This is a genomic window from Cupriavidus sp. 05L310 (assembly GCF_056398185.1).
Genome location: NZ_JBFTOX010000021.1, coordinates 106,953 through 123,527 on the forward strand (window position 1 = coordinate 106,953; position 16,575 = coordinate 123,527).

17 protein-coding genes and 1 pseudogene are annotated in these 16,575 nt (G+C 65.3%); 5 read left to right on the forward strand and 13 right to left on the reverse strand.

The annotated features are described in order from the left end of the window. Positions 1-22 precede the first annotated feature (22 nt). The gene (recJ, locus tag AC1DS6_RS17170) at positions 23-1,720 is read left to right on the forward strand and encodes a single-stranded-DNA-specific exonuclease RecJ (protein ID WP_441630018.1); all 1,698 of its coding nucleotides are present in this window, start codon (positions 23-25) and stop codon (positions 1,718-1,720) included. A gap of 21 nt (positions 1,721-1,741) precedes the next feature. Here recJ and AC1DS6_RS17175 read toward each other — a convergent pair whose 3' ends face one another. Continuing rightward, positions 1,742-2,470, reverse strand: coding sequence for a peptidoglycan DD-metalloendopeptidase family protein (locus AC1DS6_RS17175; protein WP_441630016.1), 729 nt, complete (start codon positions 2,468-2,470; stop codon positions 1,742-1,744). A 199-nt stretch (positions 2,471-2,669) separates the two neighbouring features. On the opposite strand from AC1DS6_RS17175, the gene prfB reads away from it, so the two are divergent. From prfB to AC1DS6_RS17195, 4 genes are all read left to right on the forward strand, one after another. Continuing rightward, positions 2,670-3,774 (forward strand): peptide chain release factor 2 gene (gene prfB / locus AC1DS6_RS17180; RefSeq protein ID WP_276285680.1). Its coding sequence is split into 2 segments (ribosomal slippage): positions 2,670-2,750 and positions 2,752-3,774, totalling 1,104 coding nucleotides; the frame shifts between segments, so codons are not numbered across the junction. Positions 3,775-3,858: 84 nt separating this feature from the next. Then, positions 3,859-4,617 (forward strand): SDR family oxidoreductase, encoded by a 759-nt coding sequence (locus tag AC1DS6_RS17185; RefSeq protein WP_477102782.1) that lies wholly within the window; start codon positions 3,859-3,861, stop codon positions 4,615-4,617. Positions 4,618-4,656: 39 nt separating this feature from the next. After that, positions 4,657-6,195 carry a lysine--tRNA ligase gene (gene lysS, locus AC1DS6_RS17190; RefSeq protein ID WP_441630012.1) on the forward strand — a complete coding sequence of 513 codons (1,539 nt, stop codon included), beginning with the start codon at positions 4,657-4,659 and terminating at the stop codon, positions 6,193-6,195. Between the two features lie 267 nt (positions 6,196-6,462). Further along, complete coding sequence (locus AC1DS6_RS17195) at positions 6,463-7,221, forward strand: glycine zipper 2TM domain-containing protein (RefSeq protein WP_441630010.1); 759 nt, start codon at positions 6,463-6,465, stop codon at positions 7,219-7,221. Between the two features lie 71 nt (positions 7,222-7,292). Here the strand turns inward: AC1DS6_RS17195 and iscX are convergent, their stop codons facing one another. From iscX to AC1DS6_RS17255, 12 genes and pseudogenes are all read right to left on the reverse strand, one after another. Continuing rightward, positions 7,293-7,487, reverse strand: coding sequence for a Fe-S cluster assembly protein IscX (iscX, locus tag AC1DS6_RS17200; protein WP_428177879.1), 195 nt, complete (start codon positions 7,485-7,487; stop codon positions 7,293-7,295). A gap of 50 nt (positions 7,488-7,537) precedes the next feature. After that, positions 7,538-7,876 (reverse strand): ISC system 2Fe-2S type ferredoxin, encoded by a 339-nt coding sequence (gene fdx / locus AC1DS6_RS17205; RefSeq protein ID WP_441630008.1) that lies wholly within the window; start codon positions 7,874-7,876, stop codon positions 7,538-7,540. A 42-nt stretch (positions 7,877-7,918) separates the two neighbouring features. Next, on the reverse strand, positions 7,919-9,784 hold the full coding sequence (gene hscA / locus AC1DS6_RS17210) for a Fe-S protein assembly chaperone HscA (RefSeq protein ID WP_441630006.1): 1,866 nt from the start codon (positions 9,782-9,784) through the stop codon (positions 7,919-7,921). A gap of 113 nt (positions 9,785-9,897) precedes the next feature. Then, positions 9,898-10,416 carry a Fe-S protein assembly co-chaperone HscB gene (hscB, locus tag AC1DS6_RS17215; RefSeq protein WP_276288600.1) on the reverse strand — a complete coding sequence of 173 codons (519 nt, stop codon included), beginning with the start codon at positions 10,414-10,416 and terminating at the stop codon, positions 9,898-9,900. A gap of 121 nt (positions 10,417-10,537) precedes the next feature. Then, complete coding sequence (locus AC1DS6_RS17220; protein ID WP_045238071.1) at positions 10,538-10,759, reverse strand: DUF3565 domain-containing protein; 222 nt, start codon at positions 10,757-10,759, stop codon at positions 10,538-10,540. A gap of 34 nt (positions 10,760-10,793) precedes the next feature. After that, positions 10,794-11,114, reverse strand: coding sequence for an iron-sulfur cluster assembly protein IscA (gene iscA / locus AC1DS6_RS17225; protein ID WP_017229301.1), 321 nt, complete (start codon positions 11,112-11,114; stop codon positions 10,794-10,796). 31 nt (positions 11,115-11,145) lie between these two features. Beyond that, a complete protein-coding gene (gene iscU / locus AC1DS6_RS17230) occupies positions 11,146-11,550 on the reverse strand; it encodes a Fe-S cluster assembly scaffold IscU (protein ID WP_045238072.1) in 405 nt (134 codons plus the stop codon). Positions 11,551-11,599: 49 nt separating this feature from the next. Then, positions 11,600-12,823 carry an IscS subfamily cysteine desulfurase gene (locus tag AC1DS6_RS17235; protein ID WP_441630083.1) on the reverse strand — a complete coding sequence of 408 codons (1,224 nt, stop codon included), beginning with the start codon at positions 12,821-12,823 and terminating at the stop codon, positions 11,600-11,602. Positions 12,824-12,885: 62 nt separating this feature from the next. Beyond that, positions 12,886-13,440 carry a Fe-S cluster assembly transcriptional regulator IscR gene (gene iscR, locus AC1DS6_RS17240; protein ID WP_035859280.1) on the reverse strand — a complete coding sequence of 185 codons (555 nt, stop codon included), beginning with the start codon at positions 13,438-13,440 and terminating at the stop codon, positions 12,886-12,888. Positions 13,441-13,520: 80 nt separating this feature from the next. Next, a complete protein-coding gene (locus AC1DS6_RS17245) occupies positions 13,521-15,611 on the reverse strand; it encodes a site-specific recombinase (protein WP_441630002.1) in 2,091 nt (696 codons plus the stop codon). 47 nt (positions 15,612-15,658) lie between these two features. Then, positions 15,659-16,150: a low molecular weight protein-tyrosine-phosphatase gene (locus AC1DS6_RS17250; RefSeq protein WP_045238075.1), complete on the reverse strand. Its 492-nt coding sequence runs from the start codon at positions 16,148-16,150 to the stop codon at positions 15,659-15,661. 302 nt (positions 16,151-16,452) lie between these two features. Beyond that, positions 16,453-16,575: pseudogene (locus AC1DS6_RS17255) on the reverse strand (IS630-like element ISCARN39 family transposase); the annotation flags it as partial.

The window sequence follows — 16,575 nt, forward strand, 5'->3', positions numbered from 1 at the left end:
ACCGTTTTCCCGCAAGCCGTACATGACCCGAATCGCCGTTCGCTCCTTCTCCACCGAACATGCCGGCAAGCTGGCCGGACTCGGCCTGCATCCCACGCTGGCGCGCATCCTGTCGGCGCGCGGCGTGCGCGAACCCGCCGAACTCGCCACTGAACTGCCGGGCCTGGTGCCGCCGGCCGCCCTGAAGGGCATCGACCAGGCCGCGACTTACCTGGCGGACGCCATCGCCGCCGGCCGGCGCCTGCTGATCGTGGCCGACTACGACTGCGACGGCGCCACCGCCTGCGCGGTCGGCGTGCGCGGCCTGCGCATGCTGGGCGCGCGCATCGACTACATCGTGCCCAACCGCTTCGAGTACGGCTACGGCCTGACCCCGGAAATCGTGGCGCTGGCCGCTAAGCAGCAGCCGGATGTGATCGTCACCGTGGACAACGGCATCGCCAGTGTCGACGGCGTCGCAGCGGCCAATGCGCTCGGCATCGATGTGGTGGTGACCGATCACCACCTGCCCGGCGACCAGTTGCCCGACGCCGCAGTGATCGTCAACCCCAACCAGCCAGGCTGCGAATTCCCGAGCAAGAACCTGGCGGGCGTGGGCGTGATGTTCTACGTGCTGCTGGCGCTGCGCGCGGAACTGCGCCGCCGTGGCGTATTCGACACACAGACCCAGCCGCGCCTCGACACCCTGCTCGACCTGGTCGCGCTGGGCACCGTGGCGGACGTGGTCAAGCTCGACAGCAACAACCGCATCCTGGTCGCGCAAGGCCTCAAGCGCATGCGCGCCGGCCGCATGCACGCCGGCGTGGCCGCCCTGTTCCGCGCCGCCGGGCGCGAGGCGACGCGCGCCAACACCTTCGACCTGGGCTTTGGCGTGGGCCCGCGCCTGAACGCCGCCGGGCGCCTGGCCGACATGTCGCTCGGCATCGAATGCCTGCTGACCGACGACGCCAACCGCGCCTGGGAAATCGCCCAGGAACTTGACGGCATGAACCGCGAGCGGCGCGATATCGAGGCCGGCATGCAGCAGGAAGCGCTGCAGATCCTGGAAGGCCCGCTGGGCGCGCTGGACCCGGCCGCGCGCTTCACTATCAGCGTGTTCAACGACACCTGGCACCAGGGCGTGATCGGCATCGTGGCCTCGCGCCTCAAGGAAAAATACCACCGCCCCACCATCACCTTCGCGCCGGGCGACGAGGATACGATCAAAGGCTCGGGCCGTTCGATCCCGGGCTTTCACCTGCGCGATGCCCTGGATCTGATATCCAAACGCCACCCCGGCCTGCTGAAGAAATTCGGCGGCCACGCCATGGCGGCCGGCCTGACCCTGGGCGCGGGCGATTTCGCGCAGTTCATGGAGGCGTTCGAGACCGTGGGGCGCGAATGGTTGAGCGACGAGCAGCTTGCCCGTGTGATCGAAACCGATGGCGATATCGAGGATGCCTGCTTCAGCCCGGAGTTCGTTTCGCTGCTGGAGCAGCAGGTATGGGGCCAGGGCTTCCCGGCGCCCACGTTCTGCGGCGAGTTCGATGTCTTGCGCCAGAGCGTGCTCAAGGGCAAGCACCTCAAGCTGCAGCTCGGGCGCGGCAGCCAGCGCTTCGACGCCATCTGGTTCAACCATGCTGAGTCGCTGGGCGCCAGCGCGCTGGTGGCCTACCGGCTCGACAACAACACCTTCAATGGCGTCACCCGCGTGCAGATGGTGATCGAGCACGCGCAGTAGCGTGCGCGCCCCGCCCCGACGTCAGCCGCGCGCGGGCAGCAATCCTGCCGGATCGACCGGCTTGCCGTTGCTGCGCACCTCGAAGTGCAGTTCGCTGTCGGCCGTGCCCATGCGGCCCACTTCCTGCCCCCCGGACACCTGCGCGCCCTCGCTGACCGAGGGCTTGTCCAGGTTGCCGTAGACCGTCAGCCAGTTGTCGTCGTGCTTGATGATGACCAGCATGCCGTAGCCGCGCAGGTTGCCGACGTGGATCGCCTTGCCCCCGGCCGCGGCGCGCACCGTGCTGCCAGGCGCCGTGTTGATGCGCAGGCCCTTGCTGGCGGGCGGCCCGTAGCCCGCGGTAACGCGGCCGTCAGCCGGCCATTGCAGGCGGATGCTGGTAGCCGGCGCCCGCGACGGCGCGCTGTTGTCCACGCGCGGGGTATCCCCCACCGCCACCGGGCCGCCGCTGGCCCCGCCACCCGTGCTGGCGCTGGCGCCGGCCGGTGGGCGAATCCGCAGCAACTGCCCTACCTCGATGCGATCGGCGCTGGGCAACTGGTTCCAGCGCGTCAGCTCGCGCACCGTGCGCTTGTGTCGCCGGGCGACGGTATACAAGGTGTCGCCGCTCTGCACCCGGTAATAGCCGTCGGGCGCGGGTTCGCTGGCCAGGGTGCCACAGCCGGCCGCGAGGCAAGCCGCCGCCGCGGCGGCCAGCAGGCCAAGCGCGCGGCGGCGCGCGTTTGTCTTGTCGTGGTTGCTTTGCTTCATCACGTACTTATCGTTCCTCCCTGTCCATATCTTGAAGCCGGTTGCGCCCGCCAGCACCCTCGCGTCTGCCATGAGGCACCCGCAACTGTAGACCGTTCGCGACGCGAACCGTTCGAAATCATGCAACAGACTGCATCCGGGCGGGGGAAGACAGCCCCCGATCCGCTATAATTCAAGGTTTTGAAAGCGCAGGAACATCATGGAAGCAGAACGCCTCAACGCCATCTCCGGTGCCATCTCCGATCTCCGTTCGCGAACGGAAGATCTACGGGGGTATCTTTGACTACGATGTCAAAGTAGGAAGACTCGACGAAGTCAACGGCGAACTCGAGGATCCCGAGGTCTGGAACAACCCCAAGCGGGCCCAGGATCTCGGCAAGGAAAAGAAAATGCTGGAGGGCGTGGTCGGCGTGCTCGGCAAGCTCACCGATGACCTCAGCGGCGCCGAGGAGCTGTTCGAGCTCGCGCGCGAGGAAGGCGACGACGACACGATGGAAGCCATCGAGACCGACGTCGCGGGCTTCGAAGCCATCGTCGCGGACATGGAATTCCGCCGCATGTTTGCCGGCGAGATGGATCAGGCCAACGCCTTTATCGACATCCAGGCCGGCGCCGGCGGCACCGAAGCCTGCGACTGGGCCTCGATGCTGCTGCGCCAGTACCTGAAGTACTGCGAGCGCAAGGGTTTCAAGGCCGAGGTGCTGGAAGAATCCGAAGGCGACGTGGCGGGCATCAAGAGCGCCACGATCAAGGTCGAGGGCGAGTACGCGTTCGGCTACCTGCGCACGGAAACCGGCGTGCACCGCCTGGTGCGCAAGTCGCCGTTCGACTCGTCGGGCGGCCGCCACACGTCGTTCTCGTCAGTGTTCGTCTACCCCGAGGTGGACGACTCCTTCGAGGTCGAGGTCAATCCGGCGGACCTGCGCGTCGACACCTACCGTGCCTCCGGCGCGGGCGGCCAGCACATCAACAAGACCGATTCGGCAGTGCGGATCACGCACATCCCGACCGGCATCGTGGTGCAGTGCCAGAACGACCGTTCGCAGCACAGGAACCGCGCCGAAGCCATGTCGATGCTGAAATCGCGCCTGTACGAGCACGAAATGCGCAAGCGTCAGGCCGAGGCCGACAAGCTGGAGTCGTCCAAGACCGACGTGGGCTGGGGTCACCAGATCCGCTCCTACGTGCTGGACCAGAGCCGCATCAAGGACCTGCGCACCAACGTGGAAATGTCCAACACGCAGAAGGTGCTGGACGGCGACCTGGACCCGTTCATCGAAGCCAGCCTGAAGCAAGGGCTGTAACACGCAGCAGCGGCGCCACGCCGCCGCGCCGGGGCACGGCGCGGCGGCCGGTGCGGCCACACACCCGCCGGGACAAACTCGACCATGACCGCAGCATCGCATCTGATCATCATCACGGGCACCTCGCGCGGGCTCGGCGCCGCTCTGGCACAGGTACTGCTCAAACCGGGCAACCGCCTGCTGTGCGTGGCGCGCGGCCGCAATCCCGAACTGGAACGGATCGCATCCGCCAGCGGCGTCAAGGTAGCCTGGCACCTGCAGGACCTGTCGCAGCCCGGCCCGGCGGCGACCTGGCTCGGCAGCGTGCTCGACGCGGTCGAGGAAACGCCTGCCAGCGTCACGCTGATCCTCAACGCGGGCATGATCGAGCCGATCGGCCCGATCACCAGACTGCGTGAACCGACGCTGGTGCCGCACCTGCTGACCAATCTTGCCGCGCCAATGACCATGACCGCGGCGTTCCTGGCGCATACCGAGCGCTTCGGCTGCCCGCGCAAGATCCTGGCGATCTCGTCCGGCGCGGCGCGCCGGCCGATTGAAGGCTGGAGCGCCTATTGCGCCGGCAAGGCAGGCCTGGACATGTTCGTGCGCTCGATCAACGCGGAGTACGCGCAGGCCCCGGCCGAACGTGCCGTGCGCGCCGTGGCGCTGGCGCCGGGCGTGGTCGACACCGGCATGCAGGCCACCATCCGCGATGCCGATTTCGCGCAGGTACAGCGCTTCCGCGACCTCAAGGAAAACGACCAGCTGGCCTCGGCCGATGACACCGCGCAGCGCATCGCCGCGTACCTGGAGCGGCCGGACTTCGGCAGCACCGAGCTCGACGACATCCGCAATACCTGAACCTCGCGCGGCCTGCGCCGCGCGACTCACCAAGACATCATGACCGAATCCAACCGCGCTCCCGCCGAGGCCAACGCCCCGGCCGCAGCCGACGAAAACAAGATCATCGCGGAACGGCGCGAGAAGCTGCAGGCCCTGCGTCAGCAAGGCGTGGCCTTCCCCAACGATTTCCGCCCGACCCACCAGGCCGCCGCGCTGCACGAGCAGCACGGGGAGACCGACCAGCCCGCGCTGGAAGCCAGCCCGGTGGAAGTCGCCATCGCCGGCCGCATGATGCTCAAGCGGGTGATGGGCAAGGCCAGCTTCGCCACCGTGCAGGACGGCAGCGGCCAGATCCAGTTCTACATCACGCGCGACAAGGTCGGCGAAGACGTCTACGCGGCCTTCAAGCACTGGGACCTGGGCGACATCATCAGCGCGCGCGGCGTGCTGTTCCGCACCAACAAGGGCGAGCTGTCGGTACAGGTGCAGGAACTGCGCCTGCTGTCCAAGGCCCTGCGCCCGCTGCCGGACAAGTTCCACGGCCTGGCCGATCAGGAAACCAGGTACCGCCAGCGCTATGTCGACCTGATCGTGTCGCCGGAAACGCGCGCCACCTTCCGCGCCCGCACCAACGCGATCAGCTCGCTGCGCCGTCACATGGCCGACGCTGGCTTCATGGAAGTGGAAACGCCCATGCTGCACCCGATCCCGGGCGGCGCCACGGCCAAGCCGTTCATCACCCACCACAACGCGCTGGACATGCAGATGTTCATGCGCATCGCGCCCGAGCTGTACCTGAAGCGCCTGGTGGTAGGCGGCTTCGAACGCGTGTTCGAGATCAACCGCAACTTCCGCAACGAAGGGGTGAGCCCGCGCCACAACCCCGAGTTCACGATGATGGAGTTCTACGCGGCCTACACGGATTACCGCTGGCTGATGGACTTCACCGAGAACCTGATCCGCCAGGCCGCCATCGACGCACGCGGCAGCGCCGTGCTGAACTACCAGGGCCGCGAGCTGGATCTGTCCAAGCCCTTCCATCGCCTCACCATCACCCAGGCGATCCAGAAATACGCACCGCAGTACACCGACGCGCAACTGGCCGATACCGAATTCCTGCGCACGGAGCTGAAGAAGTTCGGCATCAACACCAGCGCGCCGCAATTCCTCAACGCCGGCCTGGGCACGCTGCAACTGGTGCTGTTCGAGGAAACCGCCGAGAGCCAGCTGTGGGAGCCGACCTTCATCGTCGACTACCCGGTGGAAGTCTCGCCGCTGGCGCGCGCCTCGGACACCCAGCCGGGCATCACCGAGCGCTTCGAGCTGTTCATCACCGGCCGCGAAATCGCCAACGGCTTCTCCGAGCTGAACGATGCCGAGGACCAGGCCGAGCGTTTCCGCAAGCAAGTGGACCAGAAGGATGCGGGCGACGAGGAAGCGATGTACTTCGACGCCGACTACATCCGCGCGCTCGAATATGGCATGCCCCCGACGGGCGGCTGCGGTATCGGCATCGACCGCCTGGTGATGCTGCTGACGGATAGCCCGAATATCCGCGACGTGATCCTGTTCCCGCATCTGCGCCGCGAGGACTGAAGCACGGTGGCGGCCAAGGCTGGCCGCCAGCAACGAAATAGCCCCATCCAAGCGATGGGGCTTTTTCATTTTCGCGCCGGCTTGTTACAAACAGCCAACCCCGAGGCCGCCGGAATCATAAGGCAAGCCACTGATTTAAAACGGGTTTTCTGTCTACATAAACTTACAAAATCAAACGGAAAACGGCGCCCCGTTCGGCCACACTGGTCGTATCGAAACGTTGGCCGGCAGCACCCCTGACTGGCGGCGCTTCGCGAGGAAAACAACATGCCGAACCCGACCTTGCAGCCATCGAACGAATCCGCCCTGCCCTCTTCGCTGCCGGCGCAGCGCCGCCTGCATCCGCTGGTGGGCGCCGCCGCGGTGGCAATCGTGATCGCCAGCCTGACCGCCGTCGCCGCGATGACCGGCGTGCTGCCCGTTAGCAAGGCGACGCAGGATGCGTCGCAATCGCTGGCCGCGCCGATCGCCGCCAACAATACGCAGGCCGTCCAGCAAATGGCGCCAGGCAGTACCACCCGCCCGCCCGAAGCATCGGCCCCCGCGTTGACGCAGGCACCGACCGCCCCGCCCGCCCAGGCGCCCGCGGCACGGAGGAGCACCCAGCGCAACGGCAACGCGGAAGCAGGATATGGCCCCGAGCCGAGCCGCGCTGACAACGGCGCCCCCGCCCAACGCCAGCCAGCGCAAGGCAGCGCGTACACCGGCCATATCGTGGCCATCACGCCGATCGAGACCGCCAAGCCGGCCAGTGGCCTGGGCGCCGTCGGCGGCGCGGTGGTCGGCGGGCTGCTGGGCAACCAGATTGGCAAGGGCAACGGCCGCATCCTGGGTACGGTGGCCGGCGCGGTAGGCGGCGGCTTTGCCGGCAACCAGATCGAAAAGACCGTGCGCAAAGACACTTCCTACCAGGTGCGCGTGCAGATGGACAATGGCAGCTACCGCACCTTCACCTATCATGCCGATCCTGGCGTGCAGGTAGGCCAGCGCGTGCGCTTGCAGGATGGTGTCCTGGTAACGGCCTGACCGGCCGGACTCCCGGAACAAAATTGTCAAAAAAAGGGCCGGATCACCGGCCCTTTTACTTTGACGTTCCCTTACTCCGCCTCTTCGATCCAGGCAGCCTGGATCGCTTCCAGTATCTTTTCACCCGAACGCTCGGGCACGTCGGCGAAGCCGTCGAGCTCCAGGACCCAGCGGTGCAGGTCGGTGAATCGAATCGTGGCAGGGTCCACGTCCGGGTACTTGTCGTACAGGGCGGCGGCGATGTCGTAGGTATCGGTCCACTTCATGGGGATTCTCTCTTTCAGATCGGCAGCGGGACGAGCTGGCGCACAGGCGCTCAGTGTCCTTCCTTGGCGTAATTGATGGTGTACTTGGGAATCTGCACGGTAAGGTCCTCGTCGGCAACGATAGCCTGGCACGAGAGCCGCGAGTTCGGCTCAAGCCCCCACGCCTTGTCCAGCAGGTCCTCTTCCTTCTCTTCCGGCTCGTTGAGCGAATTGAAGCCTTCGCGCACCACCACATGGCAGGTGGTGCAGGCGCACGACTTCTCGCAGGCATGCTCGATCTCGATGCCATGGCTGAGCAAGGCATCGCAGACGCTGGTTCCGGTCTTGACTTCGAACACGGCGCCCTCGGGACAGAGTTCGACGTGGGGCAATACGATGATCTGTGGCATGAAATGTCCTGGATTTAGATACGGTGCGAGAGTCCTCGGGGATCAGCCCAGGTCCTCCACCTTGCGGCCAGCCAGCGCGCTCTTGATCGAGCGGTCCATCCGGCGGGCGGCGAATTCGTCGGTGCCATGGGACAGCGCTTCCACCGCTGCCTTGATGGCGTGGTGATCCTCGCCCTTGGCGATGTCGCCCGCTGCCGCGATCAGCCGCTCCACGCCGGCACGTTCTTCGTCCGAGAGCAGGTCGCCGTCGAGCTCCAGCGCGCGGTGCGTGGCTTCGATCAGGCGCGCTGCGTCCACGCGCTCTTCAGCCAGCGCGCGGCTCTTCATATCGTGCTCGGCTTCGCGGAAGCTGTCCTGCAGCATGCGGGCGATCTCGTCGTCGGCGAGCCCGTAGGACGGCTTGACGGTGATGGTCGCTTCCACGCCCGACTGCGTCTCGCGCGCGAACACCGACAACAGCCCATCGGCGTCGACCTGGTAAGTCACGCGGATACGTGCCGCGCCGGCCACCATTGGCGGAATGCCGCGCAACTCGAAGCGCGCCAGCGAACGGCAGTCGCTTGCCAGTTCGCGCTCGCCCTGCAGCACATGGATGGCGATCGCGGTCTGGCCATCCTTGAACGTGGTGAACTCCTGCGCGCGCGCCACCGGGATGGTGCTGTTGCGCGGAATGATCTTCTCGACCAGTCCGCCCATGGTTTCCACGCCCAGCGACAGCGGGATCACGTCGAGCAGCAGCCAGTCCTCGCCCGGCGCACCGTTGCCGGCCAGCAGGTTGGCCTGCATCGCCGCGCCCAGCGCCACGACCCGGTCGGGATCGAGGTTCGTCAGCGGACGCTGGCCGAAGAAATCGCCCACCGCCTTGCGCACCGAGGGCATGCGGGTCGCACCGCCGACCAGCACCACGCCCTTGACTTCGTCGGCCGCCACGCCCGCATCGCGCAGGGCCTTGCGCACCGGCGCCAGGGTCTTCTGCACCAGCGGCGCGGTCATCTCTACGAAGGCCGTTGCCGACAGCGTCAGGTGCACGATCTCGCCGCTGTCCAGCACTGCGTCGATCACCGTGGAATCGGCCTCCGACAGCGCTTCCTTGGCGGCGCGCGCGCGCACCATCAACAAGCGCATATCCTCGGCCGAGAGCGGTTGCAGGGCAGCTTGCTCGACAATCCAGCACATCAGGCGCTGATCGAAATCGTCCCCGCCAAGGGCGGAGTCGCCGCCTGTGGCCAGCACCTCGAACACACCCTTGCTGAGCTTGAGAATGGAAATATCGAAGGTGCCGCCACCGAGGTCGTACACCGCGTAGATGCCTTCGGACGCGTTATCCAGCCCGTAGGCGATCGCCGCCGCCGTCGGCTCGTTTAGCAGGCGCAGCACTTCCAGACCCGCTAGTTGGGCGGCATCCTTGGTGGCCTGGCGCTGCGCGTCGTCGAAATAGGCGGGCACGGTAATCACCGCGCCGACCAGTTCGTCTCCCAGCGAGTCTTCGGCGCGCTGGCGCAGAGTGGCCAGGATCTCCGCCGAAATCTCAACCGGGCTCTTCACGCCGGCCACGGTCTTGATCTGCACCATGCCAGGCGCGTCAACGAAATCGTAGGGGCTATGTTCGATATGCGCGACGTCGCGCAGACCGCGCCCCATGAAGCGCTTGACCGAGACGATGGTGTTCTTGGGGTCGTGCACCGCCTCTTCCTGCGCGCGGTAGCCGATCTGCGTGCCCTTGTTGGGCAGGTAGCGCACCACCGAAGGCAGCAGCGCGCGGCCGCTTTCATCGGTCAGGACTTCGGGAATGCTGTTGCGAACCGCCGCCACCAGCGAATTGGTCGTGCCGAGGTCGATGCCGACCGCTAGCCGCTTCTGGTGGGGTGCCGGCGACATGCCGGGTTCGGAGATCTGGAGCAGTGCCATGATGAATCGTCTTTATTCGTGCGGTGGCAAGGCGGCCTGTCACACAGGCCGGTCTTGCGCCGGGGCGCCATTGTGGCATGGCGGCGGCGAACGTGCCCGGAGGCGCTGAATCCCTAGCCTTCCAGGCGGTCGATCGCCTCGCTGGTGTCGTGTTCGATCTTCTCGATGAACATCAATTGCCTGGCCGCGCCGCCGGCTGCCGCGTTATCGCCGGCATCCAGCAGTGCGCCCAGCGCCGCGTGGCGCTCGCGCTTCTCGCTGCGCAACTCGCGCAGCAGCGCGTCGAGCCGGGCGACGTCCTTTTCCTCGACCGCTTCCTGCAGCGCCTCGCGCCATTCCATTTGCTGCATCAGGAAAGCCGGCGCCATGGCCGTATTGTTCTCGGCCTGGATATCCACACCGCGCAGCGTCAGCAGGTAGATCGCGCGCTTGAGCGGCTGGCGCAGCGTGCGGTACGCCTCGTTGGCATGCGCGGCCCACTGCATGGCCACGCGGCGCTCGGCGTCGCCGGCATTGGCGAAGCGGTCCGGGTGCGCCTGCGACTGCACGGTCAGGTAGGCGGCGTCCAGCGCTGCCTCGTCGACTGCGTACCCCACCGGCAAGCCAAACAGGGCGAAATAATCGTCTTTCAACACCTTCCCCAACAAAAAGAGCGGCTGCGCCGCCCCTTTGAACTTCCTTCAGCGTAAAAGCGGTGCGCCGGCCGCGCCGGCGATGCCGCAATAAGTTGCGCAAGCACCGGTCGGCAACGCGCTACGCGCTTCGCGCCGCCCAATCTGCCGGCGGCTCCGCCCGATCGCACTTCAGGCAGTTCACCACCTCGCCGATCCGTGCCGCCCGGCCCTGCGCCGTCAGCGTCCACGGACGCATCTGCCAGGGCGGGTCATGGCGCATATGCTGGCCATGACCGCAATCCAGCTCTGCCACCCAATGGCTTTCGTCATCCTGGTGGAAGCCGACTATGCCGCGTTTCATCCCATTCTGCGCAAAGACGTCAGCCGTCGCGCGCTCAGACCCGGAACGACTCTCCGCAACCGCATTCGTCCTTGACGTTGGGGTTGTTGAAACGGAACCCCTCGTTCAGGCCTTCGCGCGCGAAGTCCAGTTCCGTGCCGTCGATATACGGCAGGCTCTTCGGATCGACGATCACCTTGATGCCGTGCGACTCGAATACGCTGTCTTCCGGCAACAGGTCGTCGACGTATTCCAGCTTGTAGGCAAGGCCCGAGCAGCCGGTCGTCTTGACGCCGAGGCGCAGGCCAACGCCCTTGCCGCGGCGGTCCAGGTAGCGCGCCACATGCTTGGCGGCTTTCTCGGTAAGCGTGATCATCGGTGCTTTATCCCTTGATGGATCGCGGAACTCAGGCGGCCTTCTGTTCGGTGGCGCCGTCGTGCTTCTTCTTGTAATCCTCGACCGCCGCCTTGATGGCGTCTTCGGCCAGGATCGAGCAATGGATCTTCACCGGCGGCAGCGCCAGTTCCTCGGCGATGTGCGTATTCTTGATTTCCAATGCCTGATCCACGGTCTTGCCCTTGACCCACTCGGTCACGAGCGACGAGGATGCGATGGCCGAACCGCAGCCATAGGTCTTGAACTTGGCGTCTTCGATCACGCCAGCTTCGTTGACCTTGATCTGCAGCTTCATGACGTCTCCGCAAGCCGGCGCGCCGACCATGCCGGTCCCCACGGCGTCATCGTTCTTGTCGAACGAGCCCACGTTGCGGGGGTTTTCATAGTGGTCGAGAACCTTCGTGCTGTATGACATTTTGGCTACCTCTTGGCGTAATTATGGGGTCTTGCGGGGGCCTTGGCGCTTAGTGCGCGGCCCACTGGATGGAATTCAGGTCCACACCGTCCTTGAACATTTCCCACAGCGGCGACAGGTCGCGCAGCTTGGCGATCTTGCTCTTGAGCAGTTCGACGGTGTAATCGATTTCTTCTTCGGTGGTGAAACGGCCTACCGTAAAGCGAATCGAGCTGTGTGCCAGTTCGTCGTTGCGGCCAAGGGCGCGCAGCACGTACGAAGGCTCCAGCGACGCCGAGGTGCAGGCCGAGCCCGACGACACCGCCACGTCCTTGATCGCCATGATCAACGATTCGCCTTCGACGAAGTTGAAGCTGACATTCAGGTTGTGCGGCACGCGCTGTTCCAGGTCGCCATTCAGGTAGACCTCTTCCATGCCCGACAGGCCGCGCCACAGGCGGTCGCGCAGCATGCGGATGCGCTCGTTTTCCGTGGCCATTTCCTCGCGGGCGATGCGGAAGGCTTCGCCCATGCCGACGATCTGGTGCGTGGCCAGCGTGCCCGAGCGCATGCCGCGCTCGTGGCCGCCGCCGTGCATCTGCGCTTCCAGGCGCACGCGCGGCTTGCGGCGTACGTACAGCGCGCCAACACCCTTGGGGCCATAGGTCTTGTGCGCCGAGAACGACATCAGGTCGCACTTCAGCGTGTTCAGGTCAATCGCCACCTTGCCGGTGGCCTGGGCCGCGTCGCAATGGAAAATAATGCCCTTGGCGCGGCAGATCTCGCCGATCTGCGCCACATCCTGGATCACGCCGATCTCGTTGTTCACCAGCATCACCGACACCAGGATCGTGTCAGGGCGGATCGCCGCCTTGAGCACTTCGATGTCGACCAGGCCGTTTTCCTGCACGTCGAGATACGTCACCTCGAAGCCCTGGCGCTCCAGCTCGCGGGTGGTATCCAGCACGGCCTTGTGCTCGGTCTTCACCGTGATGAGGTGCTTGCCCTTGCCCGAGTAGAAATTGGCCGCGCCCTTGATGGCGAGGTTATTGGACTCGGTTGCGCCCGACGTCCAGACGATCTCGCGCGGATCGGCACCAACCAGTGCGGCCACCTGCTCACGCGCCTCCTCCACCGCGCGTTCGGCATCCCAGCCGTAGGCGTGGCTGCGCGAAGCCGGATTGCCGAACTGTTCGCGCAGGTACGGAATCATCTTGTCCGCCACGCGCGGGTCTACCGGCGTGGTGGCCGAGTAATCCATGTAGATGGGGAAATGTGGGGTGCTCATCGTTATGACTGCCTTTTAGGGACCGCTATGCTTGATGTTTCTCTGTGCTCTCTGGCCGGCTGCCCGTCTTACGACTGAGCCAGGCTGAAAACCGAATTCACCACCCGCGGACGCGCGGGCTTTTCCTGTTTGTCCGCCTTGCCCAGCGGCACGGCCACGGCTTGCGCCACCGACTCTTCGCGCATGTCGTGCAACACCGCGGGGGATTTGGCGCGCTGCTGGTCGACCAGGTTCTTCAGGGAGACGGAATCGAGATACTCGACCATTTTCTGGTTCAGCGTGGCCCACAGCTCGTGGGTCATGCAGCGACCGGTTCCCTCATCTCCGTTACAATTACCTTTTCCGCCGCACTGGGTCGCGTCGAGCGGCTCGTCGACAGCGATGATGATGTCGGCCACCGTGACGTCCTCCGCCTTGCGGGCAAGGCTGTAGCCGCCACCCGGGCCGCGCACGCTCTCCACGATCTCGTGGCGACGCAGCTTACCGAACAGCTGCTCGAGGTAAGAGAGGGAAATTTTCTGGCGCTGGCTGATGCCCGCTAGCGTAACGGGGCCCTGATCCTGGCGCATGGCCAGGTCGATCATGGCGGTTACCGCGAAGCGGCCTTTGGTCGTCAGTCTCATGATGCTGGGGAGTACTTGATCATTTTGGTCAAGTATAAAAGAAGTCGACTAATTCAGTCAAGTACCCCTGCCGCATTGCATCAAACCCGCCCCTCCCCCACCGGCGCCGCCGTCTCTGGCGCGCGCGGAGGCACGATCAGGGACCAGGGGTTTTTCAGGATGCGCTGCCGCACGGCCGCGCTTAGCGCCCGGCGGTCTACCCGACGCAGGCTGCGTGAGCGCAACGCCATATTGAAGGCCAGGGCGAAACTCACTGCCACATTGAGCAAACCCATCAGCGCAATGCCCGCCACCGCCAGCCAGAACGAAGGCATTTTCAGCACGCCGAGACCCAGCACGCCAATCGAGGTGCCTACCGCCCCGGTCGACAACGTGACGTGGCGCACCTCCATATGCGGACCGAAGAAGCTGAGGATCTCCGGCCCCAGACCGAGCAGCAGGCCAAGCGAGACATTGGCCGCGACCCCCGACATATTGCGCTTCCAGAAATCCGCCATGCGCGCCGCACCCTGCACGCCCAGCACATAGCGCAGGCGGCGGTTATACGCCATCACGTCGTGCACCTTGTGCAGCGCGAACCAGTTGTCGGCCCAGCCTGCCACCAGACTGGACAGCCACAGCAGCACGCCGGTGAAGATGGCATAGACAGGCGTGGGACCGAGAATGGAGAAGGACTCAATGGTGGCGATCGCCTTCGCCGGTGTGATCAGGTTGGCACCCAGGAAGCGATTGGCCAGCCACTGGATGGCCAGCGCGACCGGAAACACTGCCGCGAGGTTGCCGAAAATCGCCGCGGCGTTCGAGCGAATCATCGCGATGGTGTCATCGACAAAGATCTCCCGGCCCTCTGGCCTGCCGACCGCGTCGAGCCGGTGCGCCAGCGCCGGGCCGGTCATCGCCGGCTGCTTGGTGGCCAGCGTGAAATGCGCGAAGTGAATCACCAGGAAGCTGCCCGCATAGTTGAGCGAGGCAAGCAGGCCCTCGATGAACTTGTCCAGGTGCAGTCCGTAGATCAGAAACTTGAGATAGACCGTGCCCACGGTGATCAGGCCGCCGCCGGCCGCGGCCCGCATCAGATCGCGGTACTCGCGGCGGTCGCGCGTGATGTAATGCTCGCCGGTTTCGGCAGAGCGCTCCACCACCTTGCGCGCCAGTTGCGAGAACGAAGTGCCGGCCAGATGGACGATGCTGCGGCGCGCCTGGGTGGAACGAATCAACGCCGCAATCAGATGGGCATGCCGGTCGCGCCGCTGCGGCTCGACCCAGGTTGCCAGCAACAGCTCGATGCGCGCAAGCCGCACTTTCATGCGCTCGATCTGGAACACGACCTCCACAGACACGCCATTCTCTTCGAGATCGTCGTACACACGCTGGGCCGCCTGGTGGCAGCCGTCAAGTAGTGCACGGAAATAGTTGAGGCGGTGCGCGAACGCCTCGCCACCGTGCTGCGCAGCCCCTTCCTCGCACAAGGCCTCGGCGGCGCTGCCCAGGCGGAAGAACGGCGTGTCCTGCACCTTGCCACTGAGGCGCGAGCGGATCGCCTGGCTCAGCCCCGTGGCGCGAACCTGGCTCACCAGTACCTGGATGCTGGTGGCCAGCGTGCGATCAAAACGATCCCATTCCGGCACCGCGGCGGCATCGCCCGCTGCCTCCGGGTCGTCCGCGCGCAACACGGCAGTCAGCCCCTCGAGCAACTCGGCGTCCAGCGCCTCGACCCAGTCGGCATCGTTGCCGTCGATAAACAGCAGCGCAAACAGGCTCGCCAGATCGCCGCGATTGGGCGGCGGTGGCAGGAAGCGCGCCTGTAGCCGATCGAGCACCTCGCTCCAGAAGCCCGGGTGAGACGCCACGCCGGTATCGCAAAGCAAGGTAGTGGGATCGTTGTCGCGCACCAGCGAGCGCACCATGCTGGCAAAGCGCCCCGCCACTTCCGGGTTGCGGCCAAGCACCTGCAGCAGGTAGCGCAGCCGAACGTGCTCGCGGCGGCTCTTGTCGGCCGCCATGCCTTCGGCGCCAGGCAGCCCGTCGCGCCGGATCCAGTAGCCCAGTTCGATCAGCCAGCTGTTACGGTCCGCCAGCGGTGCCTCCGGGTCCGCGGCCGCCAGGATTGCGTCGAGTTGCAGGCTGGCATTGCGCGATTCGCGCCATTTGCGGAACAGGGAACGAAACATGAAACCTCATGAAAATTAAACAACGGCCGGAAGGTTCGCGCCTCCAGTCAGGCCGCGCCGTCCAGCCTCTTTGCGAGCAGCATGGCGACCACGCCATCGCAGGCGTCCTCCACGTAATCGAGCACGCGTTCGAAGCCGTCGCCCTCGCCATAATAGGGATCCGGCACTTCATCCGCGGCGTGGCGGCTGGCGAAGCTCATCAACAAGCGCAACTTGTCCTGACTGCCAGGCGGGCTGATTGCGCGCAGAGCCGCCAGGTTGTCATGGTCCATGGCCAATAGCAGGTCGAAACGCGCGAAATCCTGCACCACCGCCAGCCGCGCGCGTTGCGCGGAGAGATCGTAGCCACGGGCCAGCGCATGGCGCTGCGAGCGCGCATCCGGCGCCCGCCCGACGTGGTAGCCATGCGTGCCCGCCGAATCCAGCTCGACCAGATCGGCCAGCCCTGCCGATTCCAGTTTGGCGCGCATCACGCCTTCAGCCGTTGGCGAGCGGCAAATATTGCCCATACAGCACATGAGAATGGCGTATTTCTTCATAGGAATCAGATACCTGAGGTTCATTCAGGAAGCGAAAGTGCAGCCAGGCCGCTGATACATCCCGATGAAATCAATCGCCTGCAGCACGCCTTGGGCAGCCGTGGCAGTCCTTCACGAATTTTGCAAGCCGAATTCTACCCGCTGCCGCCTACGCGAACCGCCACGATCAAGAGGCGCCGCGGTTGCGGTTCGAAGTCGAAAAAAGCGCTGAGGGCGGCGAGAAGCGAAGGACCGCGATTGCAATCAAGCCACCCGGCCCGCTGCATTGTGGCAAATTATTGATCCTTGTATAAATGACGACATCACCACAGCTCGGCCTGCTTCCAGCACGCGGCAATGATGTTGGCGCGTTGTTGTGCGCTGCGCAGCCGATTGCGGGCGGTCGTTTTGAGTTCGGTGAGCGAGTGTGGGCAGAAGTTGGCCAG